We start from the raw sequence: 20,114 nt of genomic DNA, 5'->3' as shown, positions 1-20,114 counted from the left end.
GGACAGACACATCATGAATCCTTCAGACACCTTACCCCTGTTCGAACGCGGTGTAGGGCGCGTGAAGCTGGCGCTCAAGTCGACATTGAAGCGCACGCCGCGGCCATCGCCTATCTGCCTCAGTGAGCAGTTGCCCTGGTCGGACGATTTGCTTTGCCAGCACGGGCCCGTCCTCAGCGACACCCGAACACTTGGGCAGCTTGGGTATGCCGACAGCCCGCACGCCAAAATCGCAGCGGACAGCATCACCGGGGTGGCGGTTGTGCATCGGCTGTTCACGCCCGAGGGCGTTGCGGCCTTGCAAGGCATCTGCAGCCGTCTGGAGGAGGGGGCGGCTGACAGCGACTGGATCATTTCGCGGCGTACGCGAGGGGTGACGGCTTTATCATCGTTCATCAACGACATGATGTGCAGCCGCTCATTCCTGTTAGCTGTCTCGCGCATTGCAGGCGTGCCGCTGGTGCCTTACCCCATGGTCAATGCGCGCTCGCAGGTCAACTATTTCTACCCCAAGCCTGTCGAGCAACAGCAGCAACTCGGCATGTGGCACACAGACGGCACCAATTACGTGCTGAACATCGTGCTGTCGGGGGCCTGCGAATACAGCGGGGGCGAATTCCTGTTCCATAACGGCACTGTCGACAGCTTTGATGCGCTGGACCACCGTACCTTCGAAAATGCGCGCCTGGACGCACCTGGCGATGCCTTGTTCATCTATGGCAGCCGATTGTTCCACGGTGTGCGCCCGGTGGTCAGCGGGCGACGCATGTCGTTGGTGCTGTCCTTTCATTGTCCCTATTTTGGTGACGACTCCAACCGGTTTTGGCACTTGGCCTCCGACGATGGCATCCCTGCGACGATCCCTAAATGGTTGGGGTTACGCTGGGCCTTGCAGCGATCAGCAGCCCGCCAGTTTTCAAGGATAGGCATCGAGCCGATTACGTTCGCGCAATTGCATCACACAGGGGCGTGAACATGCCAAGCAGTGCGCCGTACCTGATCCTGCTGCAAGTCATCTTTGTCCTTTCCTGGAGTTCGGGCTTTATTGGTGCCCGGCTGGGCACGGAAGACGCGGGTGCCATCAACCTGCTGTTCTGGCGGTTTCTGCTGGTCAGCATCTGCCTGCTGCCTTTTGTCGTGCATCGGCTGCGTACGCTTACGTGGGCGCAGATACGCTACAACGCCGTCATTGGTTTCCTGGCGCAGTTTGCCTATCTGGTCAGTGTCTACATCGCCATCCGGGGCGGGCTACCGGCAGGGATTGCCGCCATCATTTGTGCGCTGCAGCCATTGATCACGGCATCGATGAGCAACAACAACCAGCATGAGCGCAGTGGACGGCAGGAATGGCTCGGGCTTGGGGTGGGGTTCGCCGGCGTCAGCATGATCATTTTTGCAGAGTACAGCCTGTCTGCGAACCAGCTTAGCCTCTGGCTTTACGCCCTGCCGCTGATCGCCGCCATCACGTTGTCCATTGCCACGCTGTATCAGCGTCGGCAATCGATCATGGCGACGGACCACAGCAAGGACGGTCTGCTGATGCCGTTGTTTCTGCAATCGACTGCGACACTGCTGCTGCTCACGGCTGCAGGCTTGCCGCTGGGGTTGATCGACGTGCCTGCCAGCACACAGGTCTGGGCGGCGGTCGCATGGCTGACCCTGTTCTCCACGTTCATTGCCTACCTGAGCCTGTGGATATTGCTGACAAAGCTCTCGGCGACCCGCGTCTCGGCACTGGTCTACCTCGAGCCACCGGTCACGTTGTTATGGGCGGCGATGATGTTCGGGGACGTGATCCATTGGACAACCTACGTGGGCATTGCGGTGGTCGCGGCAGGTATCGCCATCACCCGCCAGCCGCGCAGGTCGGCCACGCCTGCCAATGCGCTGAGCGACACGGGTGACAGATAGAGGCGCGTGAGCGCGGCACTGCGCTGGTCGCTAGAACCACCCGTCTTGCATGGTGATACAGGTGTCGTCGCGTACCTCGAGCAATGCCAGCTCATTGTGGCAGCCCGGCACTTCCCAGGTCAGGAAGTAGCGCGCGGCCTGGAGCTTGCCGAGGTAGAAGTCACGGTCGTCGGCGTTGCCTTTGAGCAGGCCGAGTTCGGCGTGGATCGCCTGTTCCAGCCAGCGCCAGCCGACCACGCAGTGGCCGAAGGCCTTGAGGTACAGGGCCGAGTTGGCCAGGGCGGTGCTGACGTTGCCCTGGGCCATGTCACCCAGCAGGGCAAGGGTGACGGCTTGCAGGCGATTGACCAACTGCTCCAGCGGCTGGCGCAGGGTGTCGAGGCCAGGGTGGTGGCTGGCGCGCTCGGCTGTGCTGGCGATCAGGCGGATCAGTTGCTTGAGCCCGGCGCCGCCGTTTTGCGCAAGCTTGCGGCCGAGCAGGTCGAGCGACTGGATGCCTTCAGTACCCTCGTGAATCGGGTTCAGGCGGTTGTCGCGGTAATACTGCTCAACGGGGTATTCGCGGGTGTAGCCATGGCCGCCGAGGACTTGGATCGCTAACTCGTTGGCTTTGAGGCAGAAGGCCGATGGCCAGGATTTGACGATCGGGGTCAACAGGTCGAGCAGTGCCTGGGCGTGTTGCCGGGCGCTCTCGTCGTCGGCTGTCTGGGTGTCGTCGAACAGGCGTGCGGCGTACAGGCCAAGGTCGAAGGCGCCTTCAACGTAAGCCTTCTGCGTCAGCAGCATGCGCTTGACGTCGGTATGCCCGATGATTGGCACGGCAGGGCTGTGCGGGTCCTTGTTGTCCGGCAACCGCCCTTGTGGCCGCTGGCGCGCGTAGTCCAGCGAGTACAGGTAGCCGGCATAACCGAGCATCACCGCGCCCATGCCAACGCCGATGCGCGCCTCGTTCATCATCTGGAACATGCAGGCCAGGCCCTGGTGCGGCTGGCCTACCAGGTAGCCGATGCACTGGCCGTTGTCGCCGAAGTTCAACGCCGTCGAGGTGGTGCCGCGCCAACCCATCTTGTGGAACAGGCCAGCCAGCAGCACATCGTTACGCTCGCCACGGCTGCCATCCGGGTTCACTCGGTACTTGGGCACGATGAACAGCGAGATGCCCTTCACCCCGGGAGGCGCATCCGGCAGCTTGGCCAGCACCATGTGTACGATGTTTTCCGACAGCTCGTGGTCGCCGCCAGAGATGAAGATCTTGTTGCCCTTGAGCCTGTAGCTGCCATCGCCGGCGGGTTCTGCGCGGGTGCGGATATCGGCCAGGGACGAGCCCGCATGTGGCTCGGTCAACGCCATGGTGCCGAAGTAGCGGCCGTCGATCATCGGCTGCAGGAACAGGCGCTTTTGTTCGTCGGTACCGAAGCTTTCGATCAGGTTGGCCGCGCCCATGGTCAGGAACGGGTAGGCCGTGGTGCCAGCGTTGGCGGCCTGGAAGTGCGCAAAGCAGGCCTGCGAGACCAGGCTGGGCAACTGCATGCCGCCGACCTCGAAGTCGCGGTTGGCGTTGAGGAAGCCCGCCTCAAGGAAGGCATCCACGGCTGGTTTCACCTCGGGGATCAGCTCGGCCCGGCCGTCCACGTAGCGCGGCTCGTTTTCATCGGCCTTGCGGTTGTGCGGCGCAAAGTACTTCTCGGCAATGGTACGGGCGGTGGTCAGCGCCGCGTCGAAGGTTTCGCGGCTGTGCTCGGCGAAGCGCGGGCGCTGGGTGAGGGCTTCGGCGTCGAGGACTTCGTAGAGCTCGAAGGCGAGGTTGCGAGGGCTGAGCAGGGTCTCGGGCATGGGGGCGGTCCTTGAGCGGGATGCTGCGAGTGTAGGGAATCGGGTGGGGTCGGGGGAGGTTAATAGGTTTGGGTGATATGGGTTTAGAAAGTGCAATGAGACCTAGCGGTCTGGCATCCGTTGAGATCTTATTTCCCATGCAAAACAGGGAAATCCATACCAGCACGTGGGTTTGGTTGACCCTTGTCGTTGCATCTGAAGGGGCTAAAGTCTGGAGTCTTTAGTGGCTCTGGCTAAGGCGCACGTGAAGGACTTAGGGCATAAAGGTGCTTGCCTTGATGCTTACAGCGCCTATGAAATCGAGCGCCGCCCGCGCGGCGCATCGCGAGCTGCGCTCGCTCCTACGTTTGTTTCGGGCCAGGCATGCCTGTGCCAGAGACGCGCGGCCGCCTGGTTTGTACGACGCGATATCGTGTCATGCATCAGAGCGTTCGCGCACAAATCGCGCAGGAATAATTGGCCCGAAACAAACGTGGGAGCGAGCGCAGCTCGCGATGCGCCGCGCGGGCGGCGCTCGATCTCATAGGCGCCAAACATCTCAAGACATGCGCCCATAAAAAAGGAGAGCCGAAGCTCTCCTTTTTTATCAAAAGCCATCAACCAATGGTCATCAGGCTCGCATTACCCCCCGCAGCAGCAGTATTCACACTCACCGCCCGCTCGATCACCAAGCGCTCCAGCGCAATCTGGTGGTCGCCGCTGGACAGCCCGTGCACACCGACGATCGCCCCGGCACGCTTGGCCACTTGCTGGCACACGCTACGCAACTGGTCCGAATCGCCATGGTGGATCACGGCGTCGAACGCCACTTCATCCTTGTTCCAATCCGCTACCAGCTTGACCTTGGCCTGCAGCTCTTTCGGCAGGCGGGCGCGCAGGGCTTTGCCCGGTTCGCTGTCAGCCCATACCGCCGAGCTGCCAACCGCCAGGACGGCAGCAAACTGCGCCAGCAGGTCGGCTTCGTTGTCCGCCAGGCACAGCACGTGCTCGCGCGGCAGGATGGTGTAGCTGTTGCGCTCGCCGGTCGGGCCTGGCAGCAGGCGGGCGATGCCGCTCTGCGACTGGCCGGCAAACTGGGTGCACAGCGCAGCCAGGTCGGCCTGCTGGTTGCTCTCGGCCCAGGCCTTGAGGCTGTGCAGCGGCTTGATCAGCTGCTCGTGCAGGGTGCGGTCAGGCTTGCCTTCGCCATCCTGCTGCTGGAAGTGACGGCCAATGGCGTCGGCCGGGCGGGTCGACAGCAGGCGGTACAGGTACAGCGGGCCGCCGGCTTTCGGGCCAGTACCGGACAGGCCTTCACCGCCGAACGGTTGCACGCCGACCACTGCGCCAACGATGTTGCGGTTGACGTACATGTTACCGGCGTTGGCGTTCTCCACCACTTTGGCGATGGTCTCGTCGATGCGGGTGTGCACGCCGAGGGTCAGGCCGTAACCGGAGTTGTTGATCTGCTCGATCAGTTGGTCGAGGTTGCGGCGGTTGTAGCGCACCACGTGCAGCACTGGGCCGAAGATCTCGCGCTTGAGTTCGTCGAAGCTGTCCAGCTCGATCAGGGTTGGCATGACGAAGGTGCCGCGTTTGACCTCGGCCGCATCGGCGATGGCAACCTGGTAGACCGAACGGCCTTTTTCACGCATGCCCTGGATGTGCTTCTCGATGCCGGCCTTGGCTTCGGCGTCGATGACTGGGCCGATGTCCACGGCCAGGCGGTCCGGGTTGCCCAGGCGGCTTTCGGCCATGGCACCCTTGAGCATCTCGATCACACGGTCGGCGGAGTCTTCCTGCAGGCACAGCACGCGCAGTGCCGAGCAGCGCTGGCCGGCGCTGTCGAAGGCCGAGGACACCACGTCGATCACCACCTGCTCGGTCAGGGCCGAGGAGTCGACGATCATCGCGTTCTGGCCGCCGGTTTCGGCGATCAGTGGGATCGGGCGGCCCTGGTTGTCCAGGCGGCCGGCGACGTTACGTTGCAGCAGGCGGGCCACTTCGGTGGAACCGGTGAACATCACGCCTTTGACGCGCTCGTCACCGACCAGGCCGGCACCGACCGTCTCGCCGCGGCCTGGCAGCAGTTGCAGGACGCCTTCCGGAATGCCGGCTTCCAGCAGCAGGCGCACGGCCTGGGCGGCAATCAGCGGGGTTTGCTCGGCGGGCTTGGCCAGTACCGGGTTGCCCGCGGCGAGTGCAGCGGCGACCTGGCCGCTGAAGATTGCCAGCGGGAAGTTCCACGGGCTGATGCACACCACTGGGCCCAATGGGCGGTGGGCGTCGTTGCTGAAGTCGTTGCGAGCCTGCACCGCGTAGTAGCGCAGGAAGTCCACGGCCTCGCGCACTTCGGCGATGGCGTTGGCGAAGGTTTTACCGGCCTCGCGGATGAGCAGGCCCATCAGCGGCTGGATCTCGGCTTCCATCAGGTCGGCGGTGCGCTCAAGGATCGCAGCGCGCTCGGCGGGTGGGGTGGCCTGCCAGATCGGTGCGGCGTTGAGGGCGCACTGGATGGCGTTGTCGACGTCGGCAACCGTGGCTTCCTGGACGTGGCCGACTACATCGCGGTGGTCCGCTGGGTTCAGCACCGGCACAGCAGCCGATTCGCTGGCGGCGCAGGCCAGCAGCGGGGTGGCTTTCCAGTCGTTGTGGGCAGTGGCCAGCATGGCGCAGGACAGCGACGCCAAGCGGTGTTCGTTGGCCATGTCGATACCGGCCGAGTTGGCCCGCTCAGTGCCGTACAGGTCACGCGGCAACGGGATGCGCGGGTGTGGCAGGCCGATGCCGCCTTCCTGGGTGGCCATGCGCTCGATGCTGGCGACCGGGTCGGCAACCAGTTCCTGGATGGAGATCGAGTGATCGGCGATGCGGTTGACGAACGAGGTGTTGGCGCCGTTTTCCAACAGGCGACGAACCAGGTACGCAAGCAGGGTTTCGTGGGTGCCGACCGGGGCATAGACGCGGCACGGACGGTTCAGCTTGCCTTCGGAAATCTTGCCGACCACTTGCTCGTACAGCGGCTCACCCATGCCGTGCAGGCACTGGAATTCGTACTGGCCGGGGTAGTAGTTCTGGCCGGCGATGTGGTAGATGGCCGACAGGGTGTGGGCGTTGTGGGTGGCGAACTGCGGGTAGATGGCTTCGGGCACGGCCAGCAGTTTGCGTGCGCAGGCGACGTAGGACACATCGGTGTACACCTTGCGGGTGTAGACCGGGTAGCCTTCCAGGCCTTCGACCTGGGCGCGCTTGATTTCGCTGTCCCAGTAGGCGCCTTTCACCAGGCGGATCATCAGGCGGTGGCGGCTGCGCTTGGCCAGGTCGATGACATAGTCGATCACATACGGGCAGCGCTTCTGGTAGGCCTGGATGACGAAGCCAATACCGTTCCAGCCTGCCAGCGAGGGTTCGAAGCACAAGCGCTCGAGCAGGTCGAGCGACAGCTCCAGGCGGTCGGCTTCTTCGGCGTCGATGTTCAGGCCGATATCGTATTGCTTGGCCAGCAGGGTCAGCGACAGCAGGCGCGGGTACAGCTCTTCCATCACGCGCTCATACTGGGCGCGGCTGTAGCGCGGGTGCAGGGCCGACAGCTTGATCGAGATGCCCGGGCCTTCATAGATGCCGCGGCCATGCGAGGCTTTGCCGATCGAGTGGATCGCTTGCTCGTAGGATGCCAGGTACTTCTGTGCGTCGTGCTCGGTCAGTGCGGCTTCACCGAGCATGTCGTAGGAATAACGGAAGCCCTTGGCCTCGAAACGGCTGGCGTTGGCCAGGGCTTCGGCGATGGTTTCACCGGTGACGAACTGCTCGCCCATCAGGCGCATGGCCATGTCGACGCCCTTGCGGATCATCGGCTCGCCGCTTTTGCCGATGATACGGGTGAGCGACGAGGTGAGGCCGGATTCGTTATGGGTGGACACCAGCTTGCCGGTCAGCAGCAGGCCCCAGGTGGCGGCGTTGACGAACAGCGATGGGCTGTTGCCCAGGTGCGGCTGCCAATTGCCGGTGCTGATCTTGTCGCGGATCAGCGCATCGCGGGTGCCCTTGTCTGGGATGCGCAGCAAGGCTTCTGCCAGGCACATCAGCGCCACGCCTTCCTGGGACGACAGCGAGAACTCTTGCAGCAGGCCCTGGACGATGCCAGCGCGGCCGCCAGCGCTCTTCTGGTTGCGCAGTTTTTCGGCGATGCCGGCCGCCAGTTTGTTGGTGGCCTCTGCCAGTGGTGCGCTCAGGCGAGCTTGCTCCAGCAGCATCGGAATGACTTCCTGCTCGGGGCGGCGGTAAGCGGCGGTGATGGCCGAGCGCAGTACCGACTGCGGCAGGATGCTCTCGGCGAATTCGAGGAAGCATTGGTGAGCATGGTCCGGCTGAACTTCGCCAGCATCGTCGACCAGGTTGCTGGCATGACCGTTGAGTTCGGTCAGGGTGGCACCACCCTCGAGCTTCTCCAGGTAATTGAAGATCGCTTGCTTGATCAACCAATGCGGCGTGCGGTCGATGGACTGCGCAGCTGCTTTGAGTCGCTCACGGGTAGGGTCATCGAGTTTGACCCCAAGGGTGGTCGTCGCCATTTCTTATCCTCATTATTGCCACGGTTGTGGCCTAAGCTGACGCCAAGAGTAGCTGTAGGGCAATTCAGGTGCAACCAGGTGCAACCCGATTTTTTAACGGAAAAGGTGCAACTCGTCCGGCGAACATTCCTACACTTAATTAAAGGTTGTTTCTGGGGCAATTTAGTCTGAAAAATCCCGTTTTTGCTCCAAAAAGGAGCAAGAACGAGGCTTTAACTGAAAATGCATGAGTAGGTGCAACTTGAAACGGAAAAAGGGTTGCACCCTGTTTGCGATGTTGCATAGCATTCGCCACCTGGGTGCAACCGCCACGTTGTGGTTGTGCATGAAATAACAACAAACGCCAGGGCACACGCATGGGCAATCCACTAACGATCACCTTTGTGGTCTATATCGCGGCAATGGTACTGATCGGCTTCGCCGCGTATCGCGCCACCAATAACCTTTCCGACTACATCCTGGGCGGTCGAAGCCTGGGCAGCGTGGTCACTGCGCTCTCTGCCGGTGCTTCCGACATGAGCGGCTGGCTGCTGATGGGCCTGCCGGGCGCCATCTACTTCTCCGGCCTGTCCGAAGCCTGGATCGCCATCGGCCTGACCGTCGGCGCCTACCTGAACTGGCTGTTCGTTGCGGGTCGCCTGCGGGTGCAGACCGAGCACAACGGCGATGCCTTGACGCTGCCGGACTACTTCTCCAGCCGCTTCGAAGACCAGAGCGGCCTGCTGCGGATCATCTCGGCCATCGTCATCCTGGTGTTCTTCACCATCTATTGCGCGTCTGGCATCGTCGCCGGTGCGCGTCTGTTCGAAAGCACCTTCGGCATGTCGTACGAGACGGCGCTGTGGGCTGGCGCTGCCGCCACCATCGCCTACACCTTCGTCGGTGGCTTCCTGGCGGTGAGCTGGACCGACACCGTGCAGGCTTCGCTGATGATTTTCGCGCTGATCCTCACCCCGGTGATCGTGCTGATCTCGACCGGTGGCTTCGACACCACCTTCCTGGCCATCGAAGCGCAGAACCCGGCCAACTTCGACATGTTCAAGGGTGCAACTTTCATCGGCATCATCTCGCTGATGGGTTGGGGTCTGGGCTACTTCGGCCAGCCGCACATCCTGGCGCGCTTCATGGCCGCTGACTCGGTCAAGTCGATCGCCAAGGCCCGTCGCATTTCCATGACGTGGATGATCCTGTGCCTGGCCGGTACCTGTGCCGTGGGCTTCTTCGGCATCGCCTACTTCTCGGCCAACCCTGATCTTGCGGGCCCGGTTACCGAGAACCACGAGCGTGTGTTCATCGAGCTGGCGAAGATCCTGTTCAACCCATGGATTGCGGGCGTGTTGCTGTCGGCCATCCTGGCGGCGGTGATGAGCACCCTGAGCTGCCAGCTGCTGGTGTGCTCCAGTGCCCTGACCGAAGACTTCTACAAAGCCTTCCTGCGCAAGGGTGCTTCGCAGCGTGAACTGGTGTGGGTCGGCCGCCTGATGGTGTTGGCGGTTGCCCTGATTGCCATCGCCATGGCAGCCAACCCGGAAAACCGCGTGCTGGGCCTGGTGGCCTACGCCTGGGCGGGCTTCGGTGCGGCCTTTGGTCCGGTGGTGCTGATCTCGGTACTGTGGAAAGGCATGACCCGTAACGGCGCCCTTGCCGGTATCGTGGTGGGTGCGTTGACCGTGATCCTGTGGAAGCAGTTCGACACCCTTGGGCTGTACGAAATCATCCCAGGCTTCCTCTTCGCCAGCATCGCCATCGTCGTGGTGAGCAAGCTGGGTAGCCCGTCGACGGCGATGGTTCAGCGCTTCGAAACGGCTGATGCGGCGTATCACGCTGACAAGTAATACCCGTTGAACAGGCGGCGCCCGCGAAGCAGGCGCCGCCGATCGACAGCCAGGCCTGACTCCGCCTGCAAGGCAAGGTAAACTTGCCACCCCCGCAGGAGTTGCCATGAACTATCGTCACGCCTTCCACGCCGGCAACCACGCCGACGTCCTCAAGCACATCGTGCTGACCCGCCTCATCGCCCTGATGTCGCGCAAGGAGCAGCCGTTCGCCTATATCGATACCCACGCAGGCCTTGGCCTGTATGACTTGCAGGGCGACCAGGCGACCCGCACCGGTGAATACCTCGAAGGCGTTGCCCGGTTGTGGAACCGCGACGACCTGCCGGCCATGGCAGGCGATTACCTGCGCATCATCAAGCGCCTCAATGCCGATGGCGAGTTGCGTTACTACCCAGGTTCGCCAGAGCTGGCCCGCCGCCTGATGCGTCAGCAAGACCGCGCCCTGCTCAACGAGAAGCACCCCGAAGACGGGCCGCTGCTCAAAGAGAACATGAAGAAAGACCCACGCGTCTTCGTTCACCTGGGCGAGGGCTGGCATGTGCCGCGCGCCTTGCTGCCGGTGCAGGAAAAACGCGCGATCATGCTGATCGACCCGCCGTTTGAGCAGGCTGATGAGCTCAAACGCTGTACCACCTCGATGAAAGAGGCGATTGGCCGCATGCGCCAAACCGTCGCGGCCATCTGGTACCCGATCAAGGACCAGCGCTCGCTGACCCGCTTCTATCAGGACCTCACCAGCACTGGCGCGCCCAAGTTGCTGCGCGTGGAGTTGTATGTGCACCACCAGGATAGCCCGCAGGGGCTCAACGGCTCTGGCCTGGCCATTGCCAACCCGCCGTGGGGGCTGGAGGAAGAGCTGAAGGAACTGCTGCCCTGGCTCGCCAAAGAGCTGGCGCAGACGGCGGGTAGCTACCGGATGGACTGGCTGATCGCCGAATAAGCATTCACCGCAAGCCCCCTGTAGGAGCGGCCTTGCGTCGCGAAAGGGCCGCGCAGCGGCCCCAGCAATTTCTGCCACACTGCAAAACCTGGGGCCGCTGCGCAGCCCTTTCCCGACGCAAGGCCGCTCCTACAAGGGGGCGGTGTGTCCTTCTTGTTTGCGTTATAATCTCGCCCTTTAGCCGCCATCCGCCCACGAGGCCGTTGGCGCATCTCTACCGAAAGAAGAGGCTAATCCCTTGGCATTGACGATTCTTGGCCTGTCCGGCGCCCTTAGCCATGACCCTTCCGCGGCCCTGTACATTGACGGCAAGCTGATTGCCGCCGCCGAAGAAGAGCGCTTCGTGCGTGACAAGCATGCGAAGAACCGCATGCCCTACGAGTCGGCGAAGTTCTGCCTGGAGCAGGCAGGCATCAAGCCATCCGACGTCGACGTGGTAGCCATTCCGTTCGCCCCGATCAGCCTGTTCGGCAAGGCCCGCTGGCACTATGCCAAGCGCTACTGGTATGCCCCGGACCGCGCCCTCGACGCGATCCTGATGGGCAACCGTCGCTACAAGCGCTACCGCAAGAAGATCGTCTGGTGCCTGGAGCAACTGGGCTTCGACCCGAAAAAGGTCAAGATCGAACCGGTTGAGCACCACCTGGCTCACGCTTCCAGCGCCTACCACTGCTCGGGTTTCAAGGAAAAGACCGCGATCCTGGGTATCGACGGTAAGGGCGAGTACGCCACGACCTTCTTCGGCTATGGCGAAAACGGCAAGATCCACAAGATCAAGGAATTCTTCGACCCGGACTCCCTGGGTGGCCTGTATGGCGCGATCACCGAGTTCCTCGGTTTCGAAATGCTCGACGGCGAGTTCAAGGTCATGGGCATGGCGCCGTACGGCGACGCCAGCAAATATGACTTCTCGCGCCTGGCCAGCTTCGAGAACGGCGAACTGGTGATCAACACCGAATACGCCAACGTCATCGGCCTTCGCCGCTATAAAGAGAAGGGCAAGGGCTTCTACTTCTCGCCGAAGCTGATCGAGTGGCTGGGTCCCAAGCGCGAAGGCGACATCGCCGACGAGCCGTACATCCACTACGCCGCCAGCATGCAGGCGCTGTTCGAGAAGCTGGCCCTGCAGATGATCGACCATTACCTGGGCGATACCTTGAAGCAGACCGGCAAGCTGGCCTTCGCCGGCGGCTGCGCGCTGAACGTCAAGCTCAACCAGAAGATCATCGCTCGCCCGGATGTGAAGGAGCTGTTCGTTCAGCCTGCTTCCGGTGATGCCGGTACTGCGGTGGGTGCCGCGGCCTATGTGTCCCATGCCCGCGGCGTGCCGGTCGAGAAGATGGAGCACGTCTACCTCGGCCCGTCGTACTCCAACGAGGACGTGATCGCCGCCTGTGCCCGTCACCCAGACCAGCCGAAGTGGCGCAAGCTCGAGAACATGCCCGAGCAGATCGCCAAGATCATGGTCGACGGCAACCCGGTGGCCTGGTTCCAGGGCCGCATGGAATTCGGCCCGCGCGCCCTGGGTGGTCGTTCGATCATCGGCTGCCCGAGCGTCGAAGGCGTGGCTGACCGCATCAACCACCAGATCAAGTTCCGCGAGCGCTGGAGACCTTTCTGCCCGTCGATGCTCGACACCGTCGCCCCGCAGATGATCAAAGTCGATCACCCGGCGCCGTTCATGACCTTCACCTTCGAAGTGGCTGAAGAGTGGAAAACCCGCGTACCGGAGGTGGTCCACGAGGACGGCACTTCGCGTGCCCAGGTGCTCAAGCGCGAATACAACCCGCGTTACTACGACATGATGAAGGCGCTGGAAGACCTGACCGGCAACGGCGTGTCGCTGAACACTTCGCTGAACCGTCGGGGTGAACCGATGATCTGCTCGCCGACCGATGCCCTGAACATGTTCTTCGGCTCGGACCTGCAGTACCTGATCATGGAAGACATCCTGGTAGTGAAGGACGGCGCGGCCGCGTATGACCAGCCGCTCTGAACCGCGCATCCTGCAGTTCTGCCATGGCTATGACGGGCCGTTTCTGGACTGTGCCCGTCAGTACGCCAGCCTGTTTCAGGGGCGTGGCTACCAGGTCACCACGGTGTTTCTCACCGGCGCCGCCGACCCGCAGGTCGCGGCCGGCTGCGCGTCGGACGAGGTGCTGTTCCTGGAGTTCAGCTCCAAGGCCGTGCGTGGGCTGAAGCTTGGCGCCATCCGTGCTTTGCGGCGGATTGCGGCTGAGCGCCATTTCAGTTTCTGCATCGCCCACCGGTTCAAGCCGATCTATGTCGCCTTGTTGGGCACCGGCCTGCCGGTGATCGGTGTGCACCACGCCTTTGGCGACTATCAGCGCAAAGGGCGGCGGCTGTTTGCCAACCTGTTCAGCAAGCGCCTGAGCCTGCTCGGCGTTTCCGATGCGGTGCGGGACGACATGCGCCGCTGCCTGCCCGCATGGCCGGCTGAACGTATCCAGACCCTGTACAACCGTATCGACATCGAGGCCCTGCAGGCGGCATTGGTGCCTCGGGACGCAGCGCGCGAGGCACTTGGCCTCGACCCTCAGGCGTGGATCGTCGGCAACGTCGGCCGCCTGCACCCGGACAAAGACCAGGCCACGCTGTTGCGCGGTTTTGCCCAAGCGCTGCCGGGGCTGCCTGCTGGCGCGCGCCTGGCGATACTGGGCAAAGGCCGCCTGGAAGCCGAGCTCAAGGCGCTGGCTGCCGAGCTGGGTATCGCCGCGCAAGTGGACTTCCTCGGCCAGGTGCCGGATGCCCGCCGTTATTTCACCGCGTTCGATGTGTTCGCCTTGAGTTCGGACCACGAGCCGTTCGGCATGGTCCTGCTTGAAGCCATGGTGGCGGGCGTACCGGTGCTGGCCACGGCCTGCGGCGGTGCCCGTGAAGTGGTCGAAGGTGTGGGTGTGCTGTTCCCGCTCGGTGACGCTGGGCAGCTGGCCCAAGGCCTGAAGCACATGGCCACGCTGGATGAGCAGCAGCGCGAAGCGTGCGCCGAGCACATGCTGCAACGCCTGCACCAGCGCTTTTCTGACCCGGCGGTGCGCGAGGCCTTCTGGCAGTTGCCGCAGGTGCGTGCCCTGGTGGCGCAGGCGTGATGCTCAATCATATTCAAGCCTTCCGCGAACGCGGCTGGCAAGTCATCGACGCCAACGCGTATGCCGAAGCCTGGGCACGGTTTGGCGGCAGCGTGGCTACGCACCCGCTGGTGGTCGAGCAGTTGGCCGAGCTGGCGCAAATTCCTGTGCGCTACCTGGGGTGGCTGCAAGGCGGCGAGCTGAAGGCAGCGATCCCCACTTGGGGCCGCCACCTGGCGCTGTCCAAGGACGTGCTCAAGCGTGCGGGCAAGAAAGGCCTGTTCGACCTCGGCAACGCCGAGATCATCCTGCCGGCCGCCGCCGATGCTGGCGCGCCACTGCGCCATGCCGCGCGTTACCTGTCCGAGCTGAACCAGGGCCGCTTCACTGGGCTCAAGGCGCAGACCGAGCAGTTGGCCATGGCCCGTGCCCACGAGGACCTGTCGAAGAAGTTTCGCTACAACCAGCGCCGCGAGTTGCGTTTGCTGGAAGAGGCGGGCGGGGTGGTGCGGCCGATCAGTGACTTTGACGCCGGCCAGATTGCCGCCATGTACCGTGACCTGTTCCAGCGTCGCTGGGGCTTTCCGGCCACCGGTGCCGAGCGCATTGACGAGGTGCTCGAGCGTTTGCGCGAGCTGTTGATCGGTTCGGTGCTGCTGCTCGACGACAAGCCCATCGCGATTCAGTTGGTGTATCGCGTCGAGGCGCCCGAGTGGATCAGCGTCGAGTACGTCAATGGCGGTGTCGACCCGGAAACCAAGGCGTTCAGCCCCGGTAGCGTGCTGAGCTTCCTGAATACCCAGGCGGCCTGGGAAGACGCCCGGGCGCGTAACAAACCCCTGCGGTTCTCGTTCGGTCGCGCCGACCGCGAGTACAAGGACCGCTGGTGCAACCCCGTGCCGGTGTTTCAGGCGTGAGCCGCAAGCAGCAGTTGCTCAAGCGCCACCGGCGCAACAAGCGCCTGGGCCTGCTTGCAGGCCTGCTCGCGCTGATCGGGCTGGGTGTATTCACCTGGTGGTGGCTGCCGCTGTTGTTGCTGCCGCTGGTGTGGGCCGCCCACGAGGCCTGGTTCGCGGACCACCTGTTCTACGCGCCCACCGAGGACTATGCCTACAACTTCGGTGAGCAGGCCCGTACAGCCTCGGCCAGCCTGCAGAACGGCCTGTTGAAGGCCGGTGCAGCGCTGCAAGGCGACGAAACCCTGGTCCTGGAGCTGCGGGTAAAGAGCACCTGGTTGGGGCGGTTTCTCGACCCGCGGGTGGAGCTGTTGGCGGATGAGCTGACGGATCGGCAGGCGTTCGAGCGCGGTGTCGACGGGGTTCGCTTCCTCAACCTGACCGGCTTGGCCGCGCCGCTCCAGGCCGGTACGCTGCGTCTGCGTGGCCGCCATTGCCGGCTGCAGGGCGAACCGCGCCTGTGGATAACCCCCAGCGTCGAGTTGCAGCGCCGTCGCGTGATGGTCATTGCGCCCCATGCCGATGACGCTGAGCTAGCAGCTTATGGCCTGTACAGCCAAGCCGACGAAACCTGGGTGGTGACCCTGACTGCCGGCGAAATCGAAGCCGAGCACTATCAACAGATGGGCCTGGGCAAGGCCGAGGCGGCGCGCCTCAAAGGGCGTTTGCGTGCCTGGGACAGCATTGCCGTGCCGCGCTGGGCGGGCGTGCCGGAATCGCGTTGCGTGCAGTTGGGCTACTTCTGCCTGCAACTGCCGGCCATGCAGGCCGCGCCGGATGTGCCGGCGGCTTCACGCGAAGCTGACATGGCCGATATCCGCCCGTTCCGCCAGTTCAACCCATTCGCGCTGCCCGCCGACAGTGATGGTGCGCCGACCTGGCACAACCTGTTGGCCGACCTGCGCGCGTTGCTGGCCATGGCCAAGCCCGAAGTGCTGGTCATGCCGCACCCGCAACTCGACCCGCACCCTGACCATATCTGTGCCCAGGCGGCCGTGCTGGAAGCCTTGCAGGGCTTGGAGTGGCAGCCGCAAACGCTGCTGTGCTATGCCAACCACCTGCATGACAACGACCGCTGGCCAATGGGTGACAGCGGCGACGGTGTGGCCTTGCCGCCGCAACTCAGTGCCGACCAGCCGTGGGCGCCGTGCGCGCTGGTGCTGGGCCTGCCGACCCAACACGACAAGGCCATGGCCCTGGGCATGATGCACGACCTACAGCCCCCGGCGCCGTTCAAGCGCCGCCTGCGCCGCCTGTTGCAACGCTGGCTGGCCGGGCGCCGGCCATCGCCCTATGGCGAGAACGAATTCTTCCGCAAGGCCGTGCGCCGACATGAACTGTTCTGGCGGCGTGAGCTGTAGGCGCGCCCCCTGGTTGACCGCGATGGCGCTGAGCGCCCAAGGAACGCAATGAAAGTCTTATTTCTGGTGCAGAAGGAACAGCGGGCGATTCTCGACCGCCTGTACGATGGCGTCGCGGCCAACTGCGAATGTGACCTGCGCTGGCTGACCAGCGAAGACCAGCGTAACCTGCGCCGCTACTTCAAGCGTGAAGTGCAGGTGGAGCGTTATGACCGCATCGTGTTCTTCCTGCGCTTCAAGCAGGAGATTCGCCAGGTGGCGTTCATCCAGACGGTGCCTAACCTGGTCATCCTCGAGCACGACGCCTACCAGAACTACATCCCCTGCAAGTACACCGGCAAGTTCAGCGCGCATTACCGCAAGCTGCCGTGGGCGCGGGTGATCAGTTCGGGTTACATGGTCAGTGAGCGCCTGCGCCAGGAAGGTTTTGACGCGGTATTCGTGCCCAAAGGCTACGATGAGCACCTGCTGACCGACCAAGGGCGTGAGCGCGACATCGAACTGGCGTTCGTGGGCAGCACCAACAGCGTTGCCTACAGTGGGCGCAAGGCGCTGTTGGACGAGCTGGGGCGGGTCGAGAACCTGGTAGTGACCCGTACCAAGTCCGGCGAGGACTACTGCAACACGCTCAACCGTATTCGTTTCTTCGTCAGTGCCGACGTCGGCATGGGCGAGTACATGATCAAGAACTTCGAAGCCATGGCCTGTGGCTGTGTGTTGCTGGCGTTCGACCAGGGCGAGGAAGAAAACCGCGCCCTGGGCCTGCAAGACATGCACAACGTGGTGTTCTACGACAGCATTCCGACCCTCCAGGAAAAACTTGGCCGTTTGCGGGCCGACCCTGCGCTGGCACAGCGGATTGCAGAAAATGGCCGCCATCTGGCGGTTTCCCGTTTCAGTTTCGGTGAAGTTGGACGTAGCATCGTCGACCACATGCGCCCTGCGCTCAGGCCTCATCCGCCGTTGTCTGCCTGGCAGCGGCTACGCCTGAAGCTGGGTATTTAAAAAGAGCTTTCGTGCCTACGGAGCGGGCGCTGGAAGTCGATTGTCGCAATGCGGAGGGAGTCCGGTGCGCTTTTCAAATGAGAGTGACGTCACGCTGGTCGTGACAAGTTGTGGGCGGTTCGATCTGCTCAAAGATACCCTTGAGAGTTTCGATCGCTACAACACCGCGCCCATTCGCGAAGTCTTCATCACCGAAGATTCAGGTGACGAGGCCGTGCATGGGGCAGTGCCGGAGCACTGGAAACCGCACTGCACGGTGTTCGTCAACCGGCCAAAACTGGGCCAGCTGCCGTCGATCGACCTGGCCTACAGCCACGTCAAGACGCCCTACATCTTCCACTGCGAGGATGACTGGCATTTTTATCGGCAGGGCTTTGTCGAAGATTCCCGGGCCATCCTGGAGGTCAGCCCCAACCTGCTGCAGGTCTGGCTGCGCAGCCATGCCCACGACCTGGCCGTGCACAGCCCCTACATCCACCTGGGCGATCGCCAGGTGATCGCGGGCGTGCCGTGCTATCCGTTGCTGTCCGAGAAGGCCGACTGGCAAGCGTTTTCGCTCAACCCCGGCCTGCGTCGTTTGAGCGATTATCAGCGCTGTGCACCATTTGCCGCCTATGCTGGAGAAAAGGCGCTTTCCCGTCGCTATTCAGAGTTAAATCTGACAGCGGTCACCTTGGAGGGTGATGCAGTATTGCACACAGGATTTGGTAATCACGTGACCTTGCCGGTAGAAGTAGAGCGCAAGGCCAAACGTCGTCAACGTGATCGAATAAAGCTGGCATTGACGCTGGTGGCGGGTGCCGTAATCGGCATGGGTATCACCATTTTTGTTCAATGAAGTCGCAGTCCCACCTGACTTGAGCGGGAGAGGGGCGCTAACCCCATGAACATCGTCAATATGATGTGGGCAGGCGGTTCGCCGTACATGTCCATCCACAAGGTTCATCGACAGGTGCTGTCTCATGCGGGCCCCGATGCCAGGATCAGCAACTGGCTGCTTTTAGGCAGCGGGCTTTGCTGTGGGCTCGGTTCGACCCGGGAGTGGCACATGCCACCGCGTGCGCTCAAGGGCCGGCACCTGTGGCGCCTGCTGCGCCCGTGGCTGCGCATGCGGCTGCGCAAGGCGCTGGCCGAGGCCCAGGCCGAAGTCGTGCTGCTCGATGGTGTCGGCGTCGCCCGGCTGGTGCTGCCGCTGTTGCAGCAGATTCCCAACGTACGCGCCAAGGTGCTGTTTCATGGCAAGACACGGCTGACGGCAAGTGACATCCGCTTGTTGCGTACGCTGCCCGCCGAGCGCCTGAGCATCGCGGCGGTTTCCCATACGCTTGCCGAAGCCCTTGAACGTGATCTCGGCAGGCCCGTACAAACCCTGCGCATGGCACTGGACCCACGGGCGTTCGTCGAGCCGCTGTTGAGCCGCGAGCAGGCCCGGCAAGCGCTGGCGTTGCAGCCCGGCAATGGGCAGGTGTTGGGTGCAGTGGGGCGGCTGGTCGAAAGCAAAGGCTTTGAAATGCTGATCGAGGCGTTTGCCAAGGCCGCTATCCACAAGCCTGATCTGCAACTGGCAATCATCGGTGAAGGCCCCTTGCATGCCGTGCTGCAAGCGCGCATCGACGAGTTGGGCCTGGCCGGGCGTGTGCACCTGTGCGGTCACCGTGAAGACCTACAGCAGCTCTATCGCGCGTTTGACTGGCTACTGGTGCCTTCGCGGTCAGAAGGCTTGGGGTTGGTCGTGCAAGAGGCGGTGATGGCCGATGTGCCGGTGGTCTGCAGCGACCTGTTGGTCTTCCGTGAGCAGTTGCTGGACACCGGTGGCTACCTGCCAATTGCTGACCAATCAGCCTGGGCCGCGGCGATAGAGCGCTGCAGCGTGCCCGGCGCCACGGCGCTGGCTGCCCGGCAACGCCAGGCATTGGCGCCGGAGCAGGCCTGGCAGGCTTTCCAGAACGGGTCGCAAAGCCTGCTGCGCGGTTGAGTGTCAGCGGGCCAGCAGGGCGGCCTCGAAGTCGGCGAGGGGGAACCGGTCACCCAGGTTCTCCCGCTGAATGTAGTTCACCATGTGCTGCACGTTGCGCCGAATCATGCGTGCAGACAGCGGCGGGCGCAGGAAGCGCATGTCGGCCACGTCGATCAGGCCCAGGCGCTGGTCGGGGGTGACCACGACATTTCCCAGGTGCAACGAGCGGAAGTAGACACCGCTGCGGTGCAGTTGGCGGATCAACTCGATCAACCGCGGCAGGTAAGTGTCCCAGCTGAAGTCAGCGTCGCGCGACATCTGCAGCAGCGTGCGCCCAGGCAGCGGGCGGTACAGCACCGCCGTTCTGCCGGGCAAGTCAAGCTTGTGCTGGCTGATCACCTCGAGGGTAGGAATGCCCAATTGCGCCAGGCGCGCGGCGTTGTCGACGAAGCGCTGGGAATAGGGGCGCAGCAGCGCAGATGAAATCAGTCGCTTGCGACGAAAAACCTTGAGGAAATTACCATTCTCGAGCAGGTAGACTTTGGCGCCATGGCTGTCTGCCTCTAGCACCTGTGCGCCTAGTGTCAGCTGATCGAATTCGACCTGGGTGAGCCGGGAGCATTGCATGAATAGGGCCTTGTCGTCTGGCGAGCAAAATGACCGGCAATAATGCC

Annotated in this window: 14 protein-coding genes; 11 read left to right on the top strand and 3 right to left on the bottom strand. The window is 63.0% G+C overall.

Translation table 11 applies throughout. The features are described from left to right. Positions 1 to 13 precede the first annotated feature (13 nt). Both HU764_RS23520 and HU764_RS23515 read left to right on the top strand, forming a co-directional pair. Positions 14 to 973 (top strand): 2OG-Fe(II) oxygenase, encoded by a 960-nt coding sequence (locus tag HU764_RS23520; RefSeq protein WP_186702412.1) that lies wholly within the window; start codon positions 14 to 16, stop codon positions 971 to 973. A 2-nt stretch (positions 974 to 975) separates the two neighbouring features. After that, positions 976 to 1,911: a DMT family transporter gene (locus HU764_RS23515; RefSeq protein WP_186677311.1), complete on the top strand. Its 936-nt coding sequence runs from the start codon at positions 976 to 978 to the stop codon at positions 1,909 to 1,911. A gap of 30 nt (positions 1,912 to 1,941) precedes the next feature. Here HU764_RS23515 and HU764_RS23510 read toward each other — a convergent pair whose 3' ends face one another. Continuing rightward, on the bottom strand, positions 1,942 to 3,744 hold the full coding sequence (locus tag HU764_RS23510; RefSeq protein ID WP_186677313.1) for an acyl-CoA dehydrogenase: 1,803 nt from the start codon (positions 3,742 to 3,744) through the stop codon (positions 1,942 to 1,944). Positions 3,745 to 4,340: 596 nt separating this feature from the next. Continuing rightward, on the bottom strand, positions 4,341 to 8,294 hold the full coding sequence (gene putA / locus HU764_RS23505; protein ID WP_186702411.1) for a trifunctional transcriptional regulator/proline dehydrogenase/L-glutamate gamma-semialdehyde dehydrogenase: 3,954 nt from the start codon (positions 8,292 to 8,294) through the stop codon (positions 4,341 to 4,343). A gap of 356 nt (positions 8,295 to 8,650) precedes the next feature. Here putA and putP point away from each other — a divergent pair, with 356 nt between their 5' ends. The 9 genes from putP (at position 8,651) to HU764_RS23460 (ending at position 19,458) form a co-directional block, all read left to right on the top strand. Continuing rightward, positions 8,651 to 10,129: a sodium/proline symporter PutP gene (putP, locus tag HU764_RS23500; RefSeq protein WP_186702410.1), complete on the top strand. Its 1,479-nt coding sequence runs from the start codon at positions 8,651 to 8,653 to the stop codon at positions 10,127 to 10,129. Between the two features lie 106 nt (positions 10,130 to 10,235). Next, on the top strand, positions 10,236 to 11,072 hold the full coding sequence (locus HU764_RS23495) for a 23S rRNA (adenine(2030)-N(6))-methyltransferase RlmJ (RefSeq protein ID WP_027592484.1): 837 nt from the start codon (positions 10,236 to 10,238) through the stop codon (positions 11,070 to 11,072). A gap of 238 nt (positions 11,073 to 11,310) precedes the next feature. Continuing rightward, positions 11,311 to 13,068: a carbamoyltransferase family protein gene (locus HU764_RS23490; protein WP_186702409.1), complete on the top strand. Its 1,758-nt coding sequence runs from the start codon at positions 11,311 to 11,313 to the stop codon at positions 13,066 to 13,068. Continuing rightward, complete coding sequence (locus HU764_RS23485; RefSeq protein ID WP_085272290.1) at positions 13,052 to 14,182, top strand: glycosyltransferase; 1,131 nt, start codon at positions 13,052 to 13,054, stop codon at positions 14,180 to 14,182. The genes HU764_RS23490 and HU764_RS23485 overlap by 17 nt, the downstream gene beginning before the upstream one ends. After that, positions 14,182 to 15,078: an antimicrobial resistance protein Mig-14 gene (locus HU764_RS23480; protein ID WP_027592487.1), complete on the top strand. Its 897-nt coding sequence runs from the start codon at positions 14,182 to 14,184 to the stop codon at positions 15,076 to 15,078. The genes HU764_RS23485 and HU764_RS23480 overlap by 1 nt, the downstream gene beginning before the upstream one ends. Further along, complete coding sequence (locus HU764_RS23475) at positions 15,075 to 16,478, top strand: PIG-L family deacetylase (RefSeq protein ID WP_186702460.1); 1,404 nt, start codon at positions 15,075 to 15,077, stop codon at positions 16,476 to 16,478. Before HU764_RS23480 ends, HU764_RS23475 begins: the two co-directional genes overlap by 4 nt. A gap of 48 nt (positions 16,479 to 16,526) precedes the next feature. Continuing rightward, positions 16,527 to 17,483, top strand: a complete 957-nt coding sequence (locus HU764_RS23470; RefSeq protein ID WP_085272293.1) for a glycosyltransferase family protein — start codon at positions 16,527 to 16,529, stop codon at positions 17,481 to 17,483. Between the two features lie 64 nt (positions 17,484 to 17,547). After that, a complete protein-coding gene (locus HU764_RS23465; RefSeq protein ID WP_027592490.1) occupies positions 17,548 to 18,321 on the top strand; it encodes a glycosyltransferase family 2 protein in 774 nt (257 codons plus the stop codon). A gap of 45 nt (positions 18,322 to 18,366) precedes the next feature. Next, complete coding sequence (locus HU764_RS23460; protein ID WP_186702408.1) at positions 18,367 to 19,458, top strand: glycosyltransferase; 1,092 nt, start codon at positions 18,367 to 18,369, stop codon at positions 19,456 to 19,458. Between the two features lie 3 nt (positions 19,459 to 19,461). Here the strand turns inward: HU764_RS23460 and HU764_RS23455 are convergent, their stop codons facing one another. After that, positions 19,462 to 20,067, bottom strand: a complete 606-nt coding sequence (locus tag HU764_RS23455) for a hypothetical protein (RefSeq protein ID WP_027592492.1) — start codon at positions 20,065 to 20,067, stop codon at positions 19,462 to 19,464. Positions 20,068 to 20,114: the final 47 nt, after the last annotated feature.

The organism is Pseudomonas kermanshahensis (assembly GCF_014269205.2).
GTDB classification, from domain to species: Bacteria; Pseudomonadota; Gammaproteobacteria; order Pseudomonadales; family Pseudomonadaceae; genus Aquipseudomonas; species Aquipseudomonas kermanshahensis.
This window is presented reverse-complemented; position numbering and strand designations above follow the sequence as displayed.